The organism is Bradyrhizobium sp. U87765 SZCCT0048 (assembly GCF_018131225.1).
Lineage (GTDB): Bacteria > Pseudomonadota > Alphaproteobacteria > Rhizobiales > Xanthobacteraceae > Bradyrhizobium_A.
On the sequence record NZ_JAFCMM010000001.1, the window covers coordinates 2,485,153 to 2,503,358 of the forward strand.

At 66.2% G+C, this 18,206-nt stretch carries 14 protein-coding genes; 1 reads left to right on the forward strand and 13 read right to left on the reverse strand.

The annotated features are described in order from the left end of the window. Positions 1 to 112: 112 nt before the first annotated feature. Positions 113 to 739, forward strand: coding sequence for a TetR/AcrR family transcriptional regulator (locus tag JQ639_RS10930; RefSeq protein WP_211966124.1), 627 nt, complete (start codon positions 113 to 115; stop codon positions 737 to 739). A gap of 2 nt (positions 740 to 741) precedes the next feature. On the opposite strand, the gene JQ639_RS10935 is transcribed toward JQ639_RS10930, so the two are convergent. The 13 genes from JQ639_RS10935 to ftsL all read right to left on the reverse strand — a co-directional run bounded on the left by JQ639_RS10935 (position 742) and on the right by ftsL (position 18,205). Further along, on the reverse strand, positions 742 to 1,890 hold the full coding sequence (locus JQ639_RS10935) for a PepSY-associated TM helix domain-containing protein (protein WP_211966125.1): 1,149 nt from the start codon (positions 1,888 to 1,890) through the stop codon (positions 742 to 744). An 11-nt stretch (positions 1,891 to 1,901) separates the two neighbouring features. Beyond that, entirely contained in the window at positions 1,902 to 4,034 is a 2,133-nt protein-coding gene (locus tag JQ639_RS10940) for a TonB-dependent siderophore receptor (protein WP_249123052.1), read from the reverse strand. 325 nt (positions 4,035 to 4,359) lie between these two features. Then, positions 4,360 to 5,280 carry a helix-turn-helix transcriptional regulator gene (locus tag JQ639_RS10945; RefSeq protein ID WP_211966126.1) on the reverse strand — a complete coding sequence of 307 codons (921 nt, stop codon included), beginning with the start codon at positions 5,278 to 5,280 and terminating at the stop codon, positions 4,360 to 4,362. 97 nt (positions 5,281 to 5,377) lie between these two features. Then, positions 5,378 to 6,667 carry a hemolysin family protein gene (locus JQ639_RS10950; RefSeq protein WP_211966127.1) on the reverse strand — a complete coding sequence of 430 codons (1,290 nt, stop codon included), beginning with the start codon at positions 6,665 to 6,667 and terminating at the stop codon, positions 5,378 to 5,380. A gap of 187 nt (positions 6,668 to 6,854) precedes the next feature. Further along, positions 6,855 to 7,703, reverse strand: coding sequence for a hypothetical protein (locus JQ639_RS10955; protein WP_211966128.1), 849 nt, complete (start codon positions 7,701 to 7,703; stop codon positions 6,855 to 6,857). Positions 7,704 to 7,824: 121 nt separating this feature from the next. Further along, on the reverse strand, positions 7,825 to 8,955 hold the full coding sequence (murG, locus tag JQ639_RS10960; protein WP_211966129.1) for an undecaprenyldiphospho-muramoylpentapeptide beta-N-acetylglucosaminyltransferase: 1,131 nt from the start codon (positions 8,953 to 8,955) through the stop codon (positions 7,825 to 7,827). A 16-nt stretch (positions 8,956 to 8,971) separates the two neighbouring features. Next, entirely contained in the window at positions 8,972 to 10,123 is a 1,152-nt protein-coding gene (gene ftsW, locus JQ639_RS10965; RefSeq protein WP_211966130.1) for a putative lipid II flippase FtsW, read from the reverse strand. 159 nt (positions 10,124 to 10,282) lie between these two features. Further along, positions 10,283 to 11,683 carry a UDP-N-acetylmuramoyl-L-alanine--D-glutamate ligase gene (gene murD, locus JQ639_RS10970; protein ID WP_211966131.1) on the reverse strand — a complete coding sequence of 467 codons (1,401 nt, stop codon included), beginning with the start codon at positions 11,681 to 11,683 and terminating at the stop codon, positions 10,283 to 10,285. 7 nt (positions 11,684 to 11,690) lie between these two features. Further along, entirely contained in the window at positions 11,691 to 12,776 is a 1,086-nt protein-coding gene (mraY, locus tag JQ639_RS10975) for a phospho-N-acetylmuramoyl-pentapeptide-transferase (RefSeq protein WP_211966132.1), read from the reverse strand. A gap of 279 nt (positions 12,777 to 13,055) precedes the next feature. Continuing rightward, the gene (locus JQ639_RS10980; RefSeq protein WP_211966133.1) at positions 13,056 to 14,495 is read right to left on the reverse strand and encodes a UDP-N-acetylmuramoylalanyl-D-glutamyl-2,6-diaminopimelate--D-alanyl-D-alanine ligase; all 1,440 of its coding nucleotides are present in this window, start codon (positions 14,493 to 14,495) and stop codon (positions 13,056 to 13,058) included. Next, positions 14,492 to 15,952 carry a UDP-N-acetylmuramoyl-L-alanyl-D-glutamate--2,6-diaminopimelate ligase gene (locus tag JQ639_RS10985; RefSeq protein ID WP_211966571.1) on the reverse strand — a complete coding sequence of 487 codons (1,461 nt, stop codon included), beginning with the start codon at positions 15,950 to 15,952 and terminating at the stop codon, positions 14,492 to 14,494. The genes JQ639_RS10980 and JQ639_RS10985 overlap by 4 nt, the downstream gene beginning before the upstream one ends. Positions 15,953 to 16,070: 118 nt before the next feature. After that, positions 16,071 to 17,816 (reverse strand): peptidoglycan D,D-transpeptidase FtsI family protein, encoded by a 1,746-nt coding sequence (locus tag JQ639_RS10990; RefSeq protein WP_211966134.1) that lies wholly within the window; start codon positions 17,814 to 17,816, stop codon positions 16,071 to 16,073. After that, on the reverse strand, positions 17,813 to 18,205 hold the full coding sequence (ftsL, locus tag JQ639_RS10995) for a cell division protein FtsL (protein WP_211966135.1): 393 nt from the start codon (positions 18,203 to 18,205) through the stop codon (positions 17,813 to 17,815). The genes JQ639_RS10990 and ftsL overlap by 4 nt, the downstream gene beginning before the upstream one ends. Position 18,206: the final 1 nt, after the last annotated feature.

The window sequence follows — 18,206 nt, forward strand, 5'->3', positions numbered from 1 at the left end:
GGTCACTCCCTGATATGAGCATCGCTCATGGAGCGAAGCTGTACCAGAATTTGAGCGGCGCTCAAGTATTATTTTGAGCGGCGCTCATGGAAAAGGTTAACAAAGGTTAACAATGTCCAAAACGATGGAACGACGTGACAGGCTGCGGGAGGCGCTGATCGGCGCTGCCGAGACCGTGATCGCGACCAAGGGGCTCGGCGGCCTGAAGTCGCGCGATCTTGCCCGCGAAATCGGCTGCTCCAACGGCGCGGTGTTCAACCTGGTCGAGAGCATGGACGAACTGGTGCTGCGCGTCGGTTCGCGCACGCTGGCGAGGCTCGACGCCGCACTGACCGAAGCCGAGGGCCGACGCGCGCCTGCTCCGGGCGAGACGCTCGTCGACATCGCCGAGGCCTATTGCGCCTTTGCCGCCGAGAATCTCGAACTGTGGCGCGCACTGTTCGAGCATCGCATGGAGCCTGGGCGCACCATTCCCGAATGGGTCATCGCCGAACAGATGCACCTGTTCCGCCACATCCACCAGCCGCTGGTCGCGCTGTTTCCGGATCGCGCACCGGCTGCACTCGGCGTTACGGCGCGCAGCCTGTTCTCCGCGGTGCATGGCATGGTCCTGCTCGGCCTCGAGCAGAAGCTGATCGCGGTGCCGATCGATGCGCTGCGTGAGGAGATCGCGACCATGGTGCGCGCCATGATCCGCGGCCTTCTCGCCGATGCATCTCCGGCGCCGCCCGCACGTTGACGTCAGGGATTGGCCGGGCTCGGCTGCACTCTACCGCCCCTGACCAATGCCGGCGCGGCGCGCCGGCGGCGCAGCCAGAGATAGAGCCCCGTCGCCAGCACGACAATCGTAACCACGTCGAGCACCGCCCACACCACTTTCATCGGCATGCCGCCATAGTCGCCGAAATGCAGCGGCTGCGAGATCAGCAGCGTCGCGACGTACCACGGCAGGTCGCGGCTATCGGTCAGCGTGCCGGTGTCCGCATCGATCAGCGCTGGCTTGAGCAGCTTCGTCGTCAGCGGGGTGCTGCCTCGCAGAAAAACGGCATAGTGGCTCTTGCTGCTGAACAGCGTGCCCGGGAAAGCGATGAAGGCCGGCCGCATCTGTGGCTCCCCCTGCATCGCCGTGCGCACCGCGGTCTCGACAGAGGCTGCGGCCGTCGACAGCGGCCGGTCGCGATACTGCGCCGTCATCTCGGCAAGCTGGCCGAACTGCCAGATCTTGATGACCAGATCGGCCCAGGTGTTGATGACGCCGGTTGCCCCGACCACCAGCGCCCACAGCACGAGCAGAATGCCGGCGAGATTGTGCACGTCGAGCCAGCGCACCACTCGTGGCCGCTCGCGCCGATAGGCGCCAAACCGCAACTTCCGCATCGATGGGGCATAGACCACGATCCCCGAGATGATCGCGACGCAGAACAGCAGTCCCATCAGGCCCAGGAACAGCTTGCCGGGCAGGCCCGCGAACATGTCGGTGTGCAGCTTGAGCATGATGTAGGTGAAGCGCCCGGTGACATCGGGCGCGTCGAGATAGGCTCCGGTATGCGCGTCCATCCGGATGATGCGATTGTTGCTGGGGTCGACATCGATGCTCTTGCCGACACTCAACATCACCGCGTTGCGGTCGTCCGGATCCCAGATCAGAAAGTGCAGCACTTGGCCCGGCACGGTCGCCATGCCTGCGGCGACCAGCAGGTCGAGGTTGACCAGCGGTGTGCCCTCGGCCACCTCCGCCGCCTTCACCTGCGTGTGCAGCAGATCGTCGATCTCGTCATGGAAGATCAGCGGCAGGCCGGTGATGCAGAGCAGCAGCATGAATGCCGTGCAGACGATGCTGGACCATTTGTGGATCCAGATCCAGCGGCGAAGGGAGGCATGGTTGCCCATCGTTCGCGCCCCTAATTCCAGGCGTAGGACAGCGTCGCAAGCACCGTGCGAGGCGCACCGAGCGCGCAATAGGCCAGTCCCGTGAAACAGGTCGAGACGTAATACTTGTTGAACAGGTTGGAGGCATTGACCTGCAGCTTCAGGCCGCGCAGATCATGGCGCAGGTAGGAGAAGTCGTAGGATACCAGCGCATCGACAAGGCCGTAGGACGGCACCACGACCGCGTTGAAGGGATCGGCATAGCTCTGGCCGATGTAGCGCACCCCGGCGCCAAGTCCGAGACCAGCGGCCGGTCCGCTCCGGAAAGTATAGAGCCCCCACAGCGAGGCGTAGTCACGGGGAATATTGACGACGTCGCGTCCGATATTACCGGTGGTGCTCTGGGTCACGATCGGCTGCAGATGGGTAAAGCCGGCGATCACGTCGAGCTCCCGGGACAGGCTCGCGCGGGCGTCGAGCTCGAAGCCCTTCACACGCACCTCGCCCGTCTGGATATTGAAAAAGGGATTGCTGGGGTCTGCGGTCGCGACGTTCTGCTGGGTGATGTCGAACGCCGCCACGGTGAACAGCGCCTTGGTGCCCGGCGGCTGGAACTTGATGCCGACCTCGCCGCCCTGCCCCGTCGTCGGCTTGAACACGTTACCGAACTGGTCGGTACGCGACAGGCCAACCACCGGCTCGAACGATGTCGAGTAACTGACGTACGGCGCGACGCCGCTATCGAACACATAGGAGACTCCGGCGCGACCGGTCCACGCATCGGCGCTCTGTCTGAGCGCGGTCAGGTTCAACTGGTTGGTGGTGTCGGCCTGCCAATGGTCATGGCGCCCGGTAAGGGTGAACACGAAGCGATCGACCTTGATCTGGTCCTGCAGATAGAAGCCGAGCTGATCCTGGTTGGAGTTCTGTTTGATCACCGGCGTCAACGAGGACAGCGACGGAATGCCGATGCCGTAGACAGGCGCGTAGATGTTGAGCGGCGGCGCCGCACCGAACGCGTAGTAGGCAAACGAATCGGCTGTGACATAGTCGACGCCGGCGAGCAGCTTGTGCTGCAGCGGTCCGGTGGCAAAATCCGCCTGCATCTGGTTGTCGATCGCGAACGAGCGCGAACGTGCATTGATCTGGTTCGCCGAGCGCGCGGTCACGGTCATATCGGGTGCGGCGAACTCGTTGCGGAACGAAGTGACATCCGACGTCACTTCCGAGTAGCGCAGGTTTTGCCTGAACTGGAACACTTCGTTGAAGCGGTGTTCGAACACATAGCCGACCAGGTTCTGATCGGCGGCACTGCGATCGAAACTCGGCTCGCCGAAATTGCGGCTGTAGGGAATGCGACCGTTGATGTTCGGATAGAGCGTGCCATAGGCCGGCACATACTGCTGCGGCTGGCCATCATTGCGGTCACGCGTGAAGTTCGAGAGAAACGTGAACGACGTGTCGTTGTCCGGGCGCCAGGTGAAGCTCGGCGCGATGAAACCGTGCTGTTCGTGATTGTAATCGATGACGGAATCCGACAGCCGGCCAAGGCCGGTCAGGCGGTAGAGCAGCTCGCCATTCTTGTCGAGCGGCCCGCTGAGATCGAACGCCGCCTGCGCGCGGCCATAGCTGCCGGTCTGAAGCTCAATCTGGTTCTGGGCGAACGCCGTCGGCCGCTTGCTGACCATGTTGAGAAGGCCGCCCGGCGAGGTTTCACCGTACAGCCCCGACGACGGCCCTTTCAACACTTCGATCCGCTCCAGTCCCCATGGATCCATGTGCGCCTGTGCGAAGGTCAGGATCGGGTCGACCGGCAGCTTCAGCCCATCGAGATAGCGTGGCGCGAGGAAAACACGGACCTTAACGTCGTTGGTGGTGGAGGCCGCGCCGTACAGTTCCGTGAGAATGCCGGGCGTGTAGCGCAGGGCCTGATTGAGCGACTGCGCCTGCTGGGCACGGATCTGGTCCTGCGTCACCACGGCAATGGCTTGTGGCGTCTCGAGGATCGGCGTGTCGGTCTTGGTGCCGCTGGCGCTGCGCCCGGCCACCATCCCTTGCACCGGACCGTTGGCACGCTCGGCAGCCGGACCATCGCCCGTCGTGCGCGCAACCGCCGGCGCAGGGTTGCGCTGCGCGCCCGCCCGCGAGGCGGCTGCGGGAGCCATCGCCCGTCGTTGAGCCGACGCGCGAGGCCTGGGACGCGAAGGAGCTTCGACCGTCACGGCCGGCAGCGCGCTCGATTGAACCGCGTCCGGACGTTGCGCGGACTGCGCCACTGCCGAAGTCACGCCCGCCGCGATCGCCCATCCCGCAACCACTGCCCCCGCAATCGCCGCGCCGGTACAGCGCTTCGTCCGATCCCGTTCCATCACCGACATGCCCCCGATCTCGTCGCAGCGGCTCATCACCGCCATAGCCGGGAGTCATCAGATTTGTTGCGACGCCGCCTTTGCGGTTGCGCAAAAGACCTTTGAGCAGGCGTTGAGACACTCAAAGCATCGCGCGGCTGCGGCTCGGGACATGCCCGAAATGGCGCCGGAACGCGGTGGCGAAATTTGCGGGGTTGTCGTAGCCCGCGAGATAGGCGGCATCCGCCACCGACACGCCGTGCTGCACGATGGCCGTGCGCGCCGTTTCGAGCCGACGCGTCCGCAGATAGGCCGCCGCGCTCACGCCGAAGGCGCGATGGAACAGAAGGTTGAAGGACCGGCGGCTGACCCCGGCATGGTGAGCCAGTTCCGCGATCGTCCAGGATCGCCGCAAATCCGCATCGACCATGTCCCGAACCGCAAGCAGCCGCAGTTGACGCGGGTCGGCCGACAGCTGAAAGCGGCTGCGCTGGCGCATTGCCGCGATGACCCGCACCAGCATCTCCGTCGCATGTGCCGATAGCAGCAGTTGCTCCTCGGCTCCATCAAGCCCAGGCGCCAGCATGTCGGCGGCCAGCGCCAGCAGGCGCGGCGGCGCCGTCAATGTGGCGACCACGGCGCTCATGTCGGAAGTGGTGAACAGCGCCGCGAAGGCATCACCAAGCCCGAGACGCGCGATCGACTCGCAGGGAAATGCCAGTCCCGCACCTTGCAAGTGGGTGCCCGGCGGCGCCTGCCCGGCGCAGGCCGTCGGCACCCGCAGCGCCATGGCCACCACGATGTTGTCGGTGAAGCGGACGGGCGGCAGGCCATGACGGGGACCGCCCTGCCCCTGCCCCTTCAGCAACACCGTTAAAAACAAGCCCGGCCGAACCACGCTGTCGGTCTGCAGTCCCTGGTCGAGCACGACATCACTGCGCTGGACGACGCAACCCGGCGTCTCCAGCCATTGCAACTCGACCGGAACCGGCTGCGCCCGATCCGAACGCGCCGCATCGACGATCCGGTGTTGCGCGAAGATTCGGTCGTGGAACTGCAGCATGACCCTGACGCGTGACGCGAGCCGCGCGACTATGCAGCCGTGCGCTTTGCCGCTCAAGGCGGCGCGCTTAGAAACTCTTGAAAGAGATACTCAGCCGTCACGCGTCGACGAGACGGCTCGCCAGCAGCTTGTCGATCCGGCGCCCGTCCATGTCCACGACCTCGACCCGCCAACCCTCGTGCACGAAGCTCTGGCCGACGTCGGGCAGCGTCTCGAAATGCTGCAAGGCGAACCCGGCGGCGGTCTGGTAGTCGCGGCTGTCCGGCAAGGTGATCGACAGCAGCTCCGACAACTCGTCCACCGGCATCCAGCCGGACAGCAGGTAGCTGCCGTCGTCGCGACGCACCCACGCCGGCTCATCGGCGCCATCGCTGCTCCTGAATTCGCCGACGATGGCTTCGAGAATATCGGCGCTGGTGACGAGCCCCTGGAAGGTGCCGTATTCGTCGAACACCAGCCCCATGTGCACCGCCGACTGCTTCAGTACCGCGACGACGTCGCGCGCATCAACGCTTTCCGGAATCGCCGGCGCTTCCTTCACCAGGCCATGGACGTCGATCTTGCCGCCCGCAAGCACCGCATCGAGCACATCCTTGGCGTAGAGAATGCCGACGGGATGATCGCGGTTATTGTCGTGCACCGGGAGGCGCGAATGCGATGTCGCAGCGAACGCCGCACGAATGGCGTCGAGATCGGCGGAAATGTCGACCATGGCAACATCGCGCCGCGGCGTCATCACCGCGCCGACGGGGCGATCGCCGAGCCGCATGACGCCGGCGATCATTTCCTTCTCGCCGGGCTCGAGCACGCCGGCGTTTTCGGCCTCGACAATCAAGGTGTGGATCTCGTCCTCGGAGACCTTGCCCGACGCTTCGCCGCGCTGGCCGAGCAGCCACAGCACGGCGTCCCCGGAGGCATCGAGCAGCCACACCAGCGGCGCGCAAACCCGCGCGATCAGCCGCATGCCCGGAGCGACGCGCACCGCGACGCCTTCAGGATTGCGCAGCGCGATCTGCTTCGGCACCAGTTCGCCGGCGATCAGCGAAGCATAGGTGATGATGGTGACGACCACGCCGACGCCGACCGCGTCCGACAGGTTCTGCCCGAGCCCGGCTTCAACCAGCCATTGGCTGAGGCGCTGGCCGAGCGTAGCACCCGAGAACGCGCCCGACAGCACGCCGACCAGGGTGATCCAGATCTGCACCGCGGACAGGAATTTGCCAGGATCCGACGCCAACGTCAGCGCCGTCTCCGCTCCCCGCACGCCCCTATTGTGCAGCGCCTGGAGACGGGCCGGTCGCGACGAGACAATGGCGAGTTCCGACATGGCGAGCAGGCCGTTGACCAGAATAAGGACGACGACGACTGCGAGTTCAAAACCCAACATTGCTTCCGAAGGCTCCAAATCCAATCGATAGATATAGTGCCGGAAACGCCCCTTGGGCAGAGCGTAGCATGGCAAAAATCGCCGCAGCCTGTCGTCGTTCGGTAACAGTCGGCTGGTGTGCGGAAACCTTCGCCGGGACCGCCTCCGGCAATATGCCACAAGCTGGCTGGTGCGAGGATGGCGTGCTCTAGCGCTGATCGGGGGTGGCGACGACAGCCTCGGCTCGTCGCGCCGCAGAGGCCAGCCAGATCACCTGACGGCAGAACCAGCCTTCCACGGCATCAACCAAGCGCGCTGCAAGCTGGATGCGTTGACGACTCGCATCGTGCCGGACGAGGCCGCGGAGCTCCATCAGGTTCATCAGGTTGCGGATATGGGACTTCGAAACACCGAGGGATCGTGCGAGATCCATCGAGGACACCTCGATCCAGACCGCCGACTGACGTCGTTTCCAGGCCTCCACCAGCGTCAGCACGAGATGGATTCCGCTGTCATGCTCGTCGAGCCAGTTGAGATCCGGAAAGCACGTCAATGGGCGGTTCGCCCGATCGAGCCACGGCTCGCACTGACGGATCATCTCCTCGTAAAATACGCGGTCGGAGCGAAGGCGGTCGAAAAGATACGCGTCGCCGGGCGCAAGTCGCCCGTAGCAGTCGAGGTGAACCGCGAGCCAGTCCCGCAGTCCGTCGACAATCTGATCGCCTGGCACCAGATATCGGATCCGCGCGTCGGCAGGATCGCGCTCGGAGCGAACCAGGCCAAACCCACGCAGAAGCGCGACAAAGGCTGCGATCCGCCGCGCCCCGGGCAGCCGCGCCTGAATCCGCGTCAGGGTCGGACGCCCGCTGCGCGACTGCGCCGTGAAATGCATCATCACGATCAGGCCGGCGATCTCTGTCGGCGCGCGCTGGCCGAACAGCTTGATCATCACACGCTGGCCGCGCAGGGGAGCCACCAGGCGATCGCAGAACATGCCGAGCACCGCCTGAAATTCGGGATGCCGGCGCAGACGCTCCGCAGGAGAATCGACCGTCATCGTGGCCCTCGACACATCGGCGAGCCGTCCGCCGCCGCGCGATCGCAGGTGGCCTCGTCCATCGCGGCCGTCCACCGCTCGCGCAGCCTGGCCGCGCCTGGCCAGACCGGTCTTCGCTCGCTCAATCGCCCTGGCCCTGGCTTGTCCGACCGGAGAGGCCAGCGACCCTCATGACCAGATCCGCGAGCCGTGTCGCCGCATCGAGCGTGCCGATGGAGCGGGCGCGCGTCGCCATGGTGGTCAGGCGCAACGGATCGGCGGCGAGCGCGGAGATCTCTGCGGCCAGGCGATCCGGCGTGAACTCCGGCTGCACGATGCGGACGGCTCCGCCCGCCCCCTCGAGTACGCCGGCATTGGCGAACTGGTCCTGATCAATCGCACCCGGCAGCGGCACCAGGATCGCCGGCCGGCCGATCGCCGCCAGCTCGGCGACGGTCCCTGCGCCCGAGCGCGATACCACAAGATGGCTGGCCGCGAGCCGTACCGGAAGATCGCCAAAGAACGGCGCCAGCTCGGCATCGACCTTAAGGCGATCGTAGACGGCGCGGACACGCGCCATGTCTTCGTCGCGCACCTGCTGCACCAGCACGAGACGGCGCCACAGCGCGGGCTCGAGCCGCTCGATCGCGCCGGGGACAATGTCGGCCATGATGCGCGCGCCCTGGCTGCCGCCGACCACCAGAAGACGCAGTGGACCATCGGCTTGCGGCGACACGAACGGCACGCCTGCCGCTGCGAGGATCGCCGGTCGCATCGGCATGCCGGTCACGGTCGCCTTGGCGGCCAGTGCAGCCATGGTGTCGAGAACGCCGGGCAACGAGGTGGCGATCGCGGTGACCCGGGTCGACAGCAACTTGTTGGCGCGTCCCATCACCGCGTTGGCTTCGTGCACGATGGTCGGAATGCCGCACAGCCGCGCCGCGATCAGCGGCGGCAGCGTCGGATAGCCGCCGAAGCCGATCACCGCTCGCGGCTTCTGCCGCCGCATCAGGTTCAGCGCCATCAGGCCGCCGGCCGTCAGCTTGAATGCGGTTTTCGCCAGCGCCACGGGCGAGCGGCCGCGTACGGTCTCGCTCGGCACCACATCAGTGAGCTCGGGCGTGAACAGGCCGCTGTAGCGCAGCGCACGTGCGTCGGTGACAAGGCGAACCCGCAGGCCGCGCCTGAACAGCTCGGCTGCCAGCGCCTCGGCCGGAAACAGATGGCCGCCGGTGCCGCCGGCGGCAACCATGATGAGAGGAGCATCGCTCATGTGCGGGCCGGCTGTCTCAGGCGAACTGGCGCGACGCATAGGCGTCGCCGACCGACTGCACCTCGATGCTCGGCCGGAGCCGCGTCAACGCCAGCATCATCCCGACGCCGTAGGCCAGCGACACCATCGACGAACCGCCGTAGGAAATGAACGGCAGCGTCATGCCCTTGGCCGGCATCAGGTGCAGGTTCACCGCCATGTTGATCGACGCCTGGATGCCGAACAGGATGGCGAGGCCCGAGGCGGCGAACCGCGCGAACAGGTCTTCGCTGGCATAGGCGCGCGACAAGGTCCGGATGACGATGAAGGCGAACAGCGCCAGCAGCATCAGGCAGAGGATGATGCCGAATTCTTCCGCCGCCACCGCGAACACGAAATCGGTGTGGCTGTCGGGGAGGATGCGCTTGACGGTGCCCTCGCCCGGTCCCTGCCCGAACCAGCCGCCATGGCTGAACGATTCCGTCGCCATGTCGACCTGGAAGGTGTCGCCGGAGGCCGGATCCATGAAGCGCTTGATGCGGGCGGCGACGTGCGGCACGAACATGTAGGCGGCAAACAGACCGGCCGCGGCCGTGCCGGCGAGGCCAAACACCCAGATGATGCGCATGCCGGCGATAAAGAACAGCGCGCCCCAGACCATCAGGATCAGCATGGTTTGACCGAAGTCGGGCTCTGCGACCAGCAACGTCACCAGCGACAGCAGCAGCACCAGCGCCATCGACGTCGCCGGCATTTCGGGACGCCGCGCCGATTCCGAGAACAGCCACGCCACCAGCACGACGAACGACGGCTTGGCCGCCTCCGATGCCTGGATGTTGACGCCGAGAATGGTGATCCAGCGCTTGGCGCCCTTGACCTCCGGACCGAAGCCCAGCGTCACCAGGATCAGCAGCACGCTAATCGCGAACACGACCAGCGCGGCGCGCCGGATCTGCCGCGGCGACAGGAACGACACCGCGATCATCACGAAACACGACGGCAGCAGGAAGATGACGTGCCGATTGAAGAAGTGGAACGGGTCGAGGCCGATGCGCACCGCGACCGGCGGGCTCGCCGCCAGCGACAGGATGATGCCCGCGAGCATCAGCGCCAGCATGGCCGCCAGCAGCAGCCGGTCGACGGTCCACCACCACTCGCTCAACGGGGTGCGCTGTTCACGTGAAATCATACCGGGCCCTGCGGTCGAAAAAGCTCAACCCCATTGGTCGCCCAACATGGTTTCCAGACCCTTAAGACATTCGAAAGATTTGACGGGAAAACGACCGCGGTCTCCCGCGGCGCCTCCGATCCGCTCCGGGCAACTGCCCCGCGCGCAGATGGCCGGAACTCACACGACCGGCTCGACCGAACCCAGCGCCAGCACCTGTTCACGGAAATACTGGCCACGAATCTCGAAATTGCGGAACTGGTCGAACGAGGCACACGCCGGCGACAGCAGCACGATCGGATGCGACAGTCCGGACGCCGCGGCATCCCGCGCCGCATGCGCTACCGCGACATCCAGCGTTCCCGCGATCTCGTGCGGCACGGCGTCACCGAGCGTGTGCGCAAAGGCGTCGGCCGCCTCGCCAATCAGGTAGGCCTTGCGGACGCGTGGGAAATACGCGCGCAGGCTTTCGATACCGCCGGTCTTGGGCTTGCCGCCGGCGATCCAGAAGATGTCGTTGAACGACGACAGCGCCCGCGCCGCGGCATCAGCGTTGGTGCCCTTGGAATCGTTGATGAACAGCACGTTGCCCTTACGGCCGATCTGCTCCATGCGGTGGGCAAGGCCAGGAAAGCTGCGCAGCCCCTCCTGCAGCACCTCGAAGCTGACGCCGAGCGCGAGCGCGGCGGCGGCGGCGCAGGCCGCGTTCTGGGCATTGTGCAGGCCACGCAGCGAACCGATGCCGCCGATCCGGGCGATGTCGGTGCGGGCGCCGCCGGAGGCGCGCACCAGCGTCTCGTGGTCGGCATAGACGCCGTCGGCCAGCGGCCGCTTGACGGAAATGCGCACCACCCGCGAGCCGGCATGCTCGACACGATCGGCTGCGGCCTGGCACCACCGGTCGTCGACGCCGACGATGGCGGTGCCGCCGCGCTGCACGCCCGCGACAAGGCGCTCCTTCACGGCGGCATAGTGATCGATCGTGCCGTGACGATCGAGGTGATCCTCGCTGACATTGAGCAGAATGCCGACCAGCGGATCGAGCGACGGCGCGAGGTCGATCTGGTAGGACGACATCTCGACGACATGGACGCGGCCGAGCCGCGGCGGCTCCAGCGACAGGATCGCGGTGCCGATGTTGCCGCCCATCTGCACATCATGGCCGGCCACCCGCATCAGGTGGGCCACCAGTGCCGTGGTCGTCGACTTGCCGTTGGTGCCGGTGATGGCGACGAACGGTGCGGTCGGCGCATGGCGGCGGCGCTCGCGGCAGAACAGTTCGATATCGCCGATCACGGGCACGCCGGCCTGGCGCGCAGCGAGCACGGTCCAGTGCGGCACCGGATGGGTCAGCGGCACGCCCGGGGTCAGCACCAGGGCGGCGAAACCGGCCCAGGACACCGTGCGCAGATCGGCGGTCATGAAGCCGGCGCGAGCGGCCTCGGCAAGCTTGCCGGTGTCGTCGTCGCTGGCGATCACCTCGGCGCCACCGGCCTTCAGCGCATGACAGCTCGCGAGGCCCGATCCGCCGAGACCGAACACCGCAACCGTCTGTCCTGCAAAACTGGTAACCGGGATCACGGCGTACTCACCTGAGCTTCAGTGTCGACAGGCCGGCCAGCGCCAGCATGACCGAAATGATCCAGAAACGGATCACGATTTGTGGCTCGGTCCACCCCAGTTGCTCGAAATGATGGTGGATCGGCGCCATCTTGAACACCCGTTTGCCGGTGAGCTTGAAGGACGCCACCTGCACGATGACCGAGACCGCCTCCAGCACGAACAGGCCGCCGATTACAGCCAGCACGATCTCGTGCTTCACCGCGACCGCGATCGAGCCGAGCATGCCGCCGAGCGCGAGCGAGCCGGTGTCGCCCATGAAGATCGAGGCCGGCGGCGCATTGAACCACAGGAAGCCGAGGCCGGCGCCGAGCACCGCGCCGCACAGCACCGCCAGTTCGCCGGTGCCAGCGACGTAATTGATCTGCAGATAATCGGAGAACACCGCGTTGCCGACGAGATAGGAGATCATGCCGAACGACAGCGAGGCGATCATCACCGGCACGATGGCGAGGCCATCGAGGCCATCGGTGAGATTGACCGCATTGCCGGCGCCGACGACGATGAAGGCGCCGAAGATCACGAAGAACCAGCCGAAGTTCAGCGCCACGTCCTTGAAGAAGGGAATGACCAGCGACGTCGCGAACGGCTCGCGGCCCAGCCACACGAAGGCAAAGCAGGCCGCGCCGGCGATCAGGAATTCGATCAGCAGCCGCGTGCGGCCGGAGAAGCCGGCATGGGTCTGCTTGGTCACCTTGAGGTAATCGTCGTAGAAGCCGACGAAGCCGAAGCCGAGCGTCACCGCCAGCACCACCCAGACATAGGGGTTGCGCGGGTTGGCCCACAGCACGGTGGACACGACGAGTCCGGACAGGATCATCAGGCCGCCCATGGTGGGCGTGCCCTTCTTGCTCACGAGGTGCGACTGCGGTCCGTCGGTGCGGATCGGCTGTCCCTTGCCCTGGCGCAGCCGCAGGTTGTCGATGATCCAGGGTCCGAACAGGAAGACGAACAAGGCCGCCGTCACCATCGCACCGCCGGTGCGGAAGGTGATGTAGCGAAACACATTGAAGACCGGAACCGAGCTGGACAGATCGATCAGCCAGTAAAACATTCAAACCGCCTTACGGCCGGTCCGGGCGCAAGGGCGCGCCACGAAACGGCTCCATGTTCTTGTTCCGACGTGTGTTATCGACACGCCCCGCAACCGGTATGGTGGATGTGGCACTTGCTGCGGTCTTGCCGCGGGCCCCTCGAGCCAGTGTCAAATCCAGAACCACACCAGTATCTCAGATTTGCCGGTATCCCCGTGGTTTCGACATTCGCAATTGCGGCGCCCGCCGTCAGGTGCCGCGAATGTCAGAACCGGGACACCAGCCCCGCCTGAAACCCCTTACGCAACGACATCGTCAAAGGCCGCACGGCCCGGGAAGCGCTTTTCCAGCGCTGTGACGATCAGCTTCATTTTCGAGCCGAGCGACCCCTTGACCATGATGGCGTCCCCAGCCCGCAGTGCCGTGGCCACGGCGGCTTCGAGCGCCGCCGAGCTATCGGCATAGCCGCCCCGGCGCGTCGATGGAAGGGCGTCCCACAGGTTTCGCATCAGGGGGCCACAGCAAAACACCAGGTCCGCCTTCGCCGCCGCGACGGGATCCGCAAGGCCGCGGTGCAGCTCGCCGCTGCTCGGCCCGAGCTCCAGCATGTCGCCGAGCACGGCGATCCGCCGGCCGCGCGGCCCGACCGGCGTCTGCGCCAGCACGTCGAGCGCAGCGGCCATGGACGCCGGATTGGCGTTGTAACTCTCGTCGATCAGCGTGGCAGAGCCATGTGGCAGCCCGAGGGTCACCCGCGCGCCGCGGCCGGCGGGCGGCTGCAGCCCGGCGAGCGCAAGCCCGGCCGCAACGAGATCGGCGCCGACGAGCGCTGCCGCCGCCAGCACCGCCAGCGAGTTCATCGCCATGTGGCGGCCCGGCATGCCGATCTTGTAGGTGATGTCATGGTCGAGGATGTCGGCATGCACCGCCGAACAGCCGGCATGCAGCGACACGTCGAGCAGGCGGGCATCCGCCTTCTTGTCGGCACCGAACGACACGATGCGCGACACACCGCATTTCTTCGCCCGCTTCTGCAGCCGCGCGAACTGGCCATTGTCGCGATTCAGCACCGCAACCCCGCCCGGCTCGATCCCCGTGAAGATCTCGGCCTTGGCATCGGCGATCGCCTCGATGCCGGAGAAGAATTCCAGATGCACCGGCTCGACGGTGGTGATGACGGCGACATGCGGGCGCACCATCTTCACCAGCGGCTCGATCTCGCCGGCGTGGTTCATGCCGATCTCGAACACCGCGTAGGCCGCATCAGCCGGACAGCGCGCGAGTGTCAGCGGCACACCCCAGTGGTTGTTGAAGGAGGCCACCGACGCATGGGTCTTGCTCTGCGCGCCGAGCACCCAGCGCAGCGCTTCCTTGGTCGACGTCTTGCCGACCGAACCGGTCACTGCGATCACCTTGCCCGACAGCCGCGCCCGTCCTTCGATCCCGAGTTCGCCGAGTGCCGCGAGCACATCGGGCACCACCAGCAGCGGCGCATCGCCGGCAAACGCATTGCGATGCGAATCCGCCACCACCGCGACCGCCGCGCCGTTCTTGAGCGCCGCCGCGACGAAATCGTGACCGTCGTGGACGTCGCCCTTGATCGCGAAATACGCCTCGCCGGGCTTGACGGTCCGGCTGTCGATCGAAATGCCGCTCACCGTCTCGGGCAGCGGCCCGCTGCGTGCGGCGCGCATCGCGTCGGCCATGGCTCCGAGGGTCCAGAGCGGCTGGACAGTCATGGGGTCGCCTCCGCGAGTGCGGCGCGGGCCGCATCATGATCGCTGAACGGCAGCACCTGCGTGCCGACGATCTGTCCCGTCTCATGGCCTTTGCCCGCGATCAGCAGCACATCGCCGGGCTGAAGGGCCGCGACGCCGGCACGGATCGCCTCGCCGCGATCGCCGATCTCGCGGGCCCCCGTCGCCGCCGCCATGATCGCCGCGCGGATCGACGCCGGGTCCTCGCTGCGTGGATTGTCGTCGGTCACGATCACCGCATCGGCGCCGCGGGCGGCGATCGCCCCCATCAGCGGTCGCTTGCCCGTGTCGCGGTCGCCGCCGGCGCCGAACACGACGATCAGGCGGCCGCTGGCATAGGGACGCAGCGCCGCAAGCGCCTTCTCGAGGGCATCTGGTTTGTGGGCGTAGTCGACGAACACGGGTGCGCCGTTGCGCGCGCCAACGAGCTCCAGCCTTCCCTTGGCGCCTTCCAGCGCCGCGAGAGCGGCGAATACCTGCGCGGCATCGCCGCCGGTGGTGATGGCAATGCCCGCCGCGACCAGAGCATTCTCGATCTGAAATTCGCCGACCAGCGGCAGGCGAAGCTGATGAGTGACCCCGGCATGGACCAGACGCAACCGCTGGCCGAAGCCATCGATTGCCGCATCGACAAGACGAATGCCGTTGGCATCGTCCCGGCCGCTGCGGCCGACGGTGAACAGCCGCAACTTGCGACGCTGCGCCGCGGCGATGACCGCCGCCGCGTGGTCGTGATCGGTGGCGACGACCGCCGCACCGCCATCGACGACCAGGGCCTCGAACAACCGAAGCTTGGCCGCGAGATAGTCCGCGACGGTCGGATGATAGTCGAGGTGATCGCGCGACAGGTTGGTGAAAGCGCCGACATCGACGCGCACACCATCGAGCCGGAATTGATCGAGACCGTGCGACGAGGCTTCGAAGGCCAGATGGGTGATGCCCTCACCGACGAGTTCGTCGAGCGAACGGTGCAGCGCGATCGGATCAGGCGTCGTCAGGGATCCGTAGACGGCGCGTGTCGGCGTCACGAGACCGACAGTACCGATGCTGGCGGACGCAAAACCAAGGCTCTGCCAGATCTGGCGCGCATAGGCCGCAACCGATGTCTTGCCGCTGGTGCCGGTCACCGCGGCGATGGTCGCAGGCTGCCGCGGATAGAACCGTGCGGCGGCGAGCGCCAGCATCCGTCGCGCCTGTGCAACCTGAAGATAGGGAATGGTGCAGTCCGCCGGCGCGGGCTGTTCTCCGACCGCCGCGACAGCGCCGGACGCCGCCGCCTGGGCAATGAAGCGGCCGCCATCGGTACGTGCACCTGCGAGCGCGAAGAACACGTCGCCTGCCCGGACGGCCCGGCTGTCGACGGCGAGCCCGGTCACCGCAAGATCACCCGTCGGGGCATCGAGCGCGGCATCATGGCCGAGAAGATCACGCAGTCTCATCGTCACGACGGCTCTGGGGTCACGAAATCTCGAAGTTGTGATGGTTCAGCACGCAACGGATACACGAGGTCTGTCACAGCATCCTGTCGCAGCCCGGCCGGTGCGGCCGAGCCAGCGCTTAGCGGCTTTCCTTCGATGCCGCAAGAATAAGGCGCTCCGCGGGCGGCAGATCGAACCGCGGCTCCATTCCGAGCAGCGGCGCAATCCGTGCGATCACCTTGCCACCGGTCGGAACCGTGTTCCAGCCGGATGTGATGAAGCCATGCGTTTCCGGCAGCGCCTGCGGCTCATCCAGCATGATCAGGATCTGATAGTGCGGGTTGTCCGCCGGCATGATCGCCGTGAACGAGTTCAGCACCCGCTTCTTGGCGTAGCGGCCGTTGATGACCTTTTCCGAGGTGCCGGTCTTGCCGCCGACATAGTAGCCCTTGACGTCGGCGCTCTTGGCCGTGCCGATTTCGGCGTTGAGACGCATCAGGAAGCGCATCTTGTCGCTGGTCTCGGTCTTGACCACCCGCTTGGCGAGCGCGGCCGCTTCCTCCTCACTGCGCTTGAGGAAGGTCGGCGGAATGAGATAGCCGCCGTTGACCAGCGCATTGATGCCCATCACCGCCTGCAGCGGCGCGACCGACAGACCCTGCCCGAAGGCAATGGTGACGGTGTTCAGCTCACCCCAGCGCCGCGGCACCAGCGGCGCCGCGCTCTCCGGCAGCTCGGTGCGCAGGCGCTGCAGCTGGCCCATCTTGGTGAGGAATGCCTTGTGAGCTTCGACGCCCTGACTCAGCGCGATCCGGGCGGCACCGATGTTCGAGGAGTAGGTGAACACTTCCTTGGTATTGATGGCCCGTCCAAGCGGATGGCTGTCGTGAATGGTGAACTTGCCATAGTGCAGGTTGCCGCGCGCATCCCACATCGAGTTCAGGCTGATCTTGCCGGAGTCCAGCGCCATCGCCAGCGTAAAAGCCTTGAAGGTCGAGCCCATCTCGTAGACGCCCGTGGTCAGGCGGTTGATGCGGTCGGGATCGTTGGCTTCCTTCGGATTGTTCGGATCGAAATCCGGCAGCGACACCATGGCGACGATCTCGCCGGTGCGCACGTTGCTGACGAGGCCGGAGGCTGCCTTGGCGTGGAACTTGTCCTTGGCCTTCATCAGCTCGTCGCGCAGCGCATGCTCGACCCGCAGATCGACCGCGAGCTCGACCGGCTGCTGCTGGCGATCGGTGGCGAAGCCGGCGCGGTGCAGATCGGCGAGACCGTTGGTGTCCAGCCACTTCTCGATGCCGGCGATGCCCTGGTTGTCGATATTGACGAGGCCGATGAGGTGCGCGACCTCCTGGCCGCTGGGATAGACGCGCTTGTTCTCGCGGAGGAAGCCGATGCCGGGAATGCCGAGCCGATGGATGTCCTGCTGCTGCTGCGGGGTGATCTCGCGCTTGAGCCAGACGAACCCCTTGCGCGTCATGATGCGCTGGCGGGCCTCGGCCGTGTCGAGATCCGGCAGCGTCGCGGTGAGCAGTTCGACCGCCTCGTCCTTGTCGATGATGCGGCGCGGCTCGGCATAGAGCGACGGCGCCTTGACGTCGGTCGCGAGGATCGAGCCATTGCGATCGACGATGTCGGGCCGCGCGGTGGCCACCGCATCCTGGCTGCCGCCGCGGCGCAGGCCGTGGCCTTCGCCGACCATCGCGAAAACAACGAGGCGCATGGCGATTACAGTGTAGATCGCCGCGAACGCGATCATCATGAAGCCGACACGGGCACGCGCCTTGGCGGCGCGATCCTTGCGCCCATAGAGCAGGCTGCGGATCAGGCGCCGGCGCAGCGGCTCGGTCGGACGGGCTGAGGAGAGCGCGGCATCGGTCATTGCGCATCCTCCGCCGATGGGGCGGGCGCCACACCCCTGGCTGGCGCCGCATCCTTGCCGATCATGTCGAGCATCGCGCCGATCGGATCAGGGGTCGCCGCGCGAGCGAAGCTCGGTGGCCGTTCCGGGAGGTTCTTGAACTGGTCGTACTGGGTCGCCTCGATCGAGCGCATGCCGAGATAGCGCTGGGCGAGATCCTGCAGCCTGGCCGGATTCTGCAGCTTGGCCCACTCCGCATGCAATGTCGCGATCGCATCGCGCTGCTCACGGATGTCGGCGCGCAGCTTCAGCATGGTCTCGGTGCGCACCGTGGATTCCATCTTGATTCGGTAGACATAGGCCGCGGCGAATACCAGCGCGCAGATGACGAAGAGATGCACGATCCGCACG

Bases quoted from the DNA above. Each gene is read 5' to 3' on its own strand.
- JQ639_RS10930 (WP_211966124.1), top strand. From the start codon at position 113: ATGTCCAAAACGATGGAACGACGTGACAGGCTGCGGGAGGCGCTGATC.
- JQ639_RS10935 (WP_211966125.1), bottom strand. From the start codon at position 1,890: ATGGGCAACCATGCCTCCCTTCGCCGCTGGATCTGGATCCACAAATGG.
- JQ639_RS10940 (WP_249123052.1), bottom strand. From the start codon at position 4,034: ATGGCTCCCGCAGCCGCCTCGCGGGCGGGCGCGCAGCGCAACCCTGCG.
- JQ639_RS10945 (WP_211966126.1), bottom strand. From the start codon at position 5,280: ATGCTGCAGTTCCACGACCGAATCTTCGCGCAACACCGGATCGTCGAT.
- JQ639_RS10950 (WP_211966127.1), bottom strand. From the start codon at position 6,667: ATGTTGGGTTTTGAACTCGCAGTCGTCGTCGTCCTTATTCTGGTCAAC.
- JQ639_RS10955 (WP_211966128.1), bottom strand. From the start codon at position 7,703: ATGACGGTCGATTCTCCTGCGGAGCGTCTGCGCCGGCATCCCGAATTT.
- murG (WP_211966129.1), bottom strand. From the start codon at position 8,955: ATGAGCGATGCTCCTCTCATCATGGTTGCCGCCGGCGGCACCGGCGGC.
- ftsW (WP_211966130.1), bottom strand. From the start codon at position 10,123: ATGATTTCACGTGAACAGCGCACCCCGTTGAGCGAGTGGTGGTGGACC.
- mraY (WP_211966132.1), bottom strand. From the start codon at position 12,776: ATGTTTTACTGGCTGATCGATCTGTCCAGCTCGGTTCCGGTCTTCAAT.
- JQ639_RS10980 (WP_211966133.1), bottom strand. From the start codon at position 14,495: ATGACTGTCCAGCCGCTCTGGACCCTCGGAGCCATGGCCGACGCGATG.
- JQ639_RS10985 (WP_211966571.1), bottom strand. From the start codon at position 15,952: ATGAGACTGCGTGATCTTCTCGGCCATGATGCCGCGCTCGATGCCCCG.
- JQ639_RS10990 (WP_211966134.1), bottom strand. From the start codon at position 17,816: ATGACCGATGCCGCGCTCTCCTCAGCCCGTCCGACCGAGCCGCTGCGC.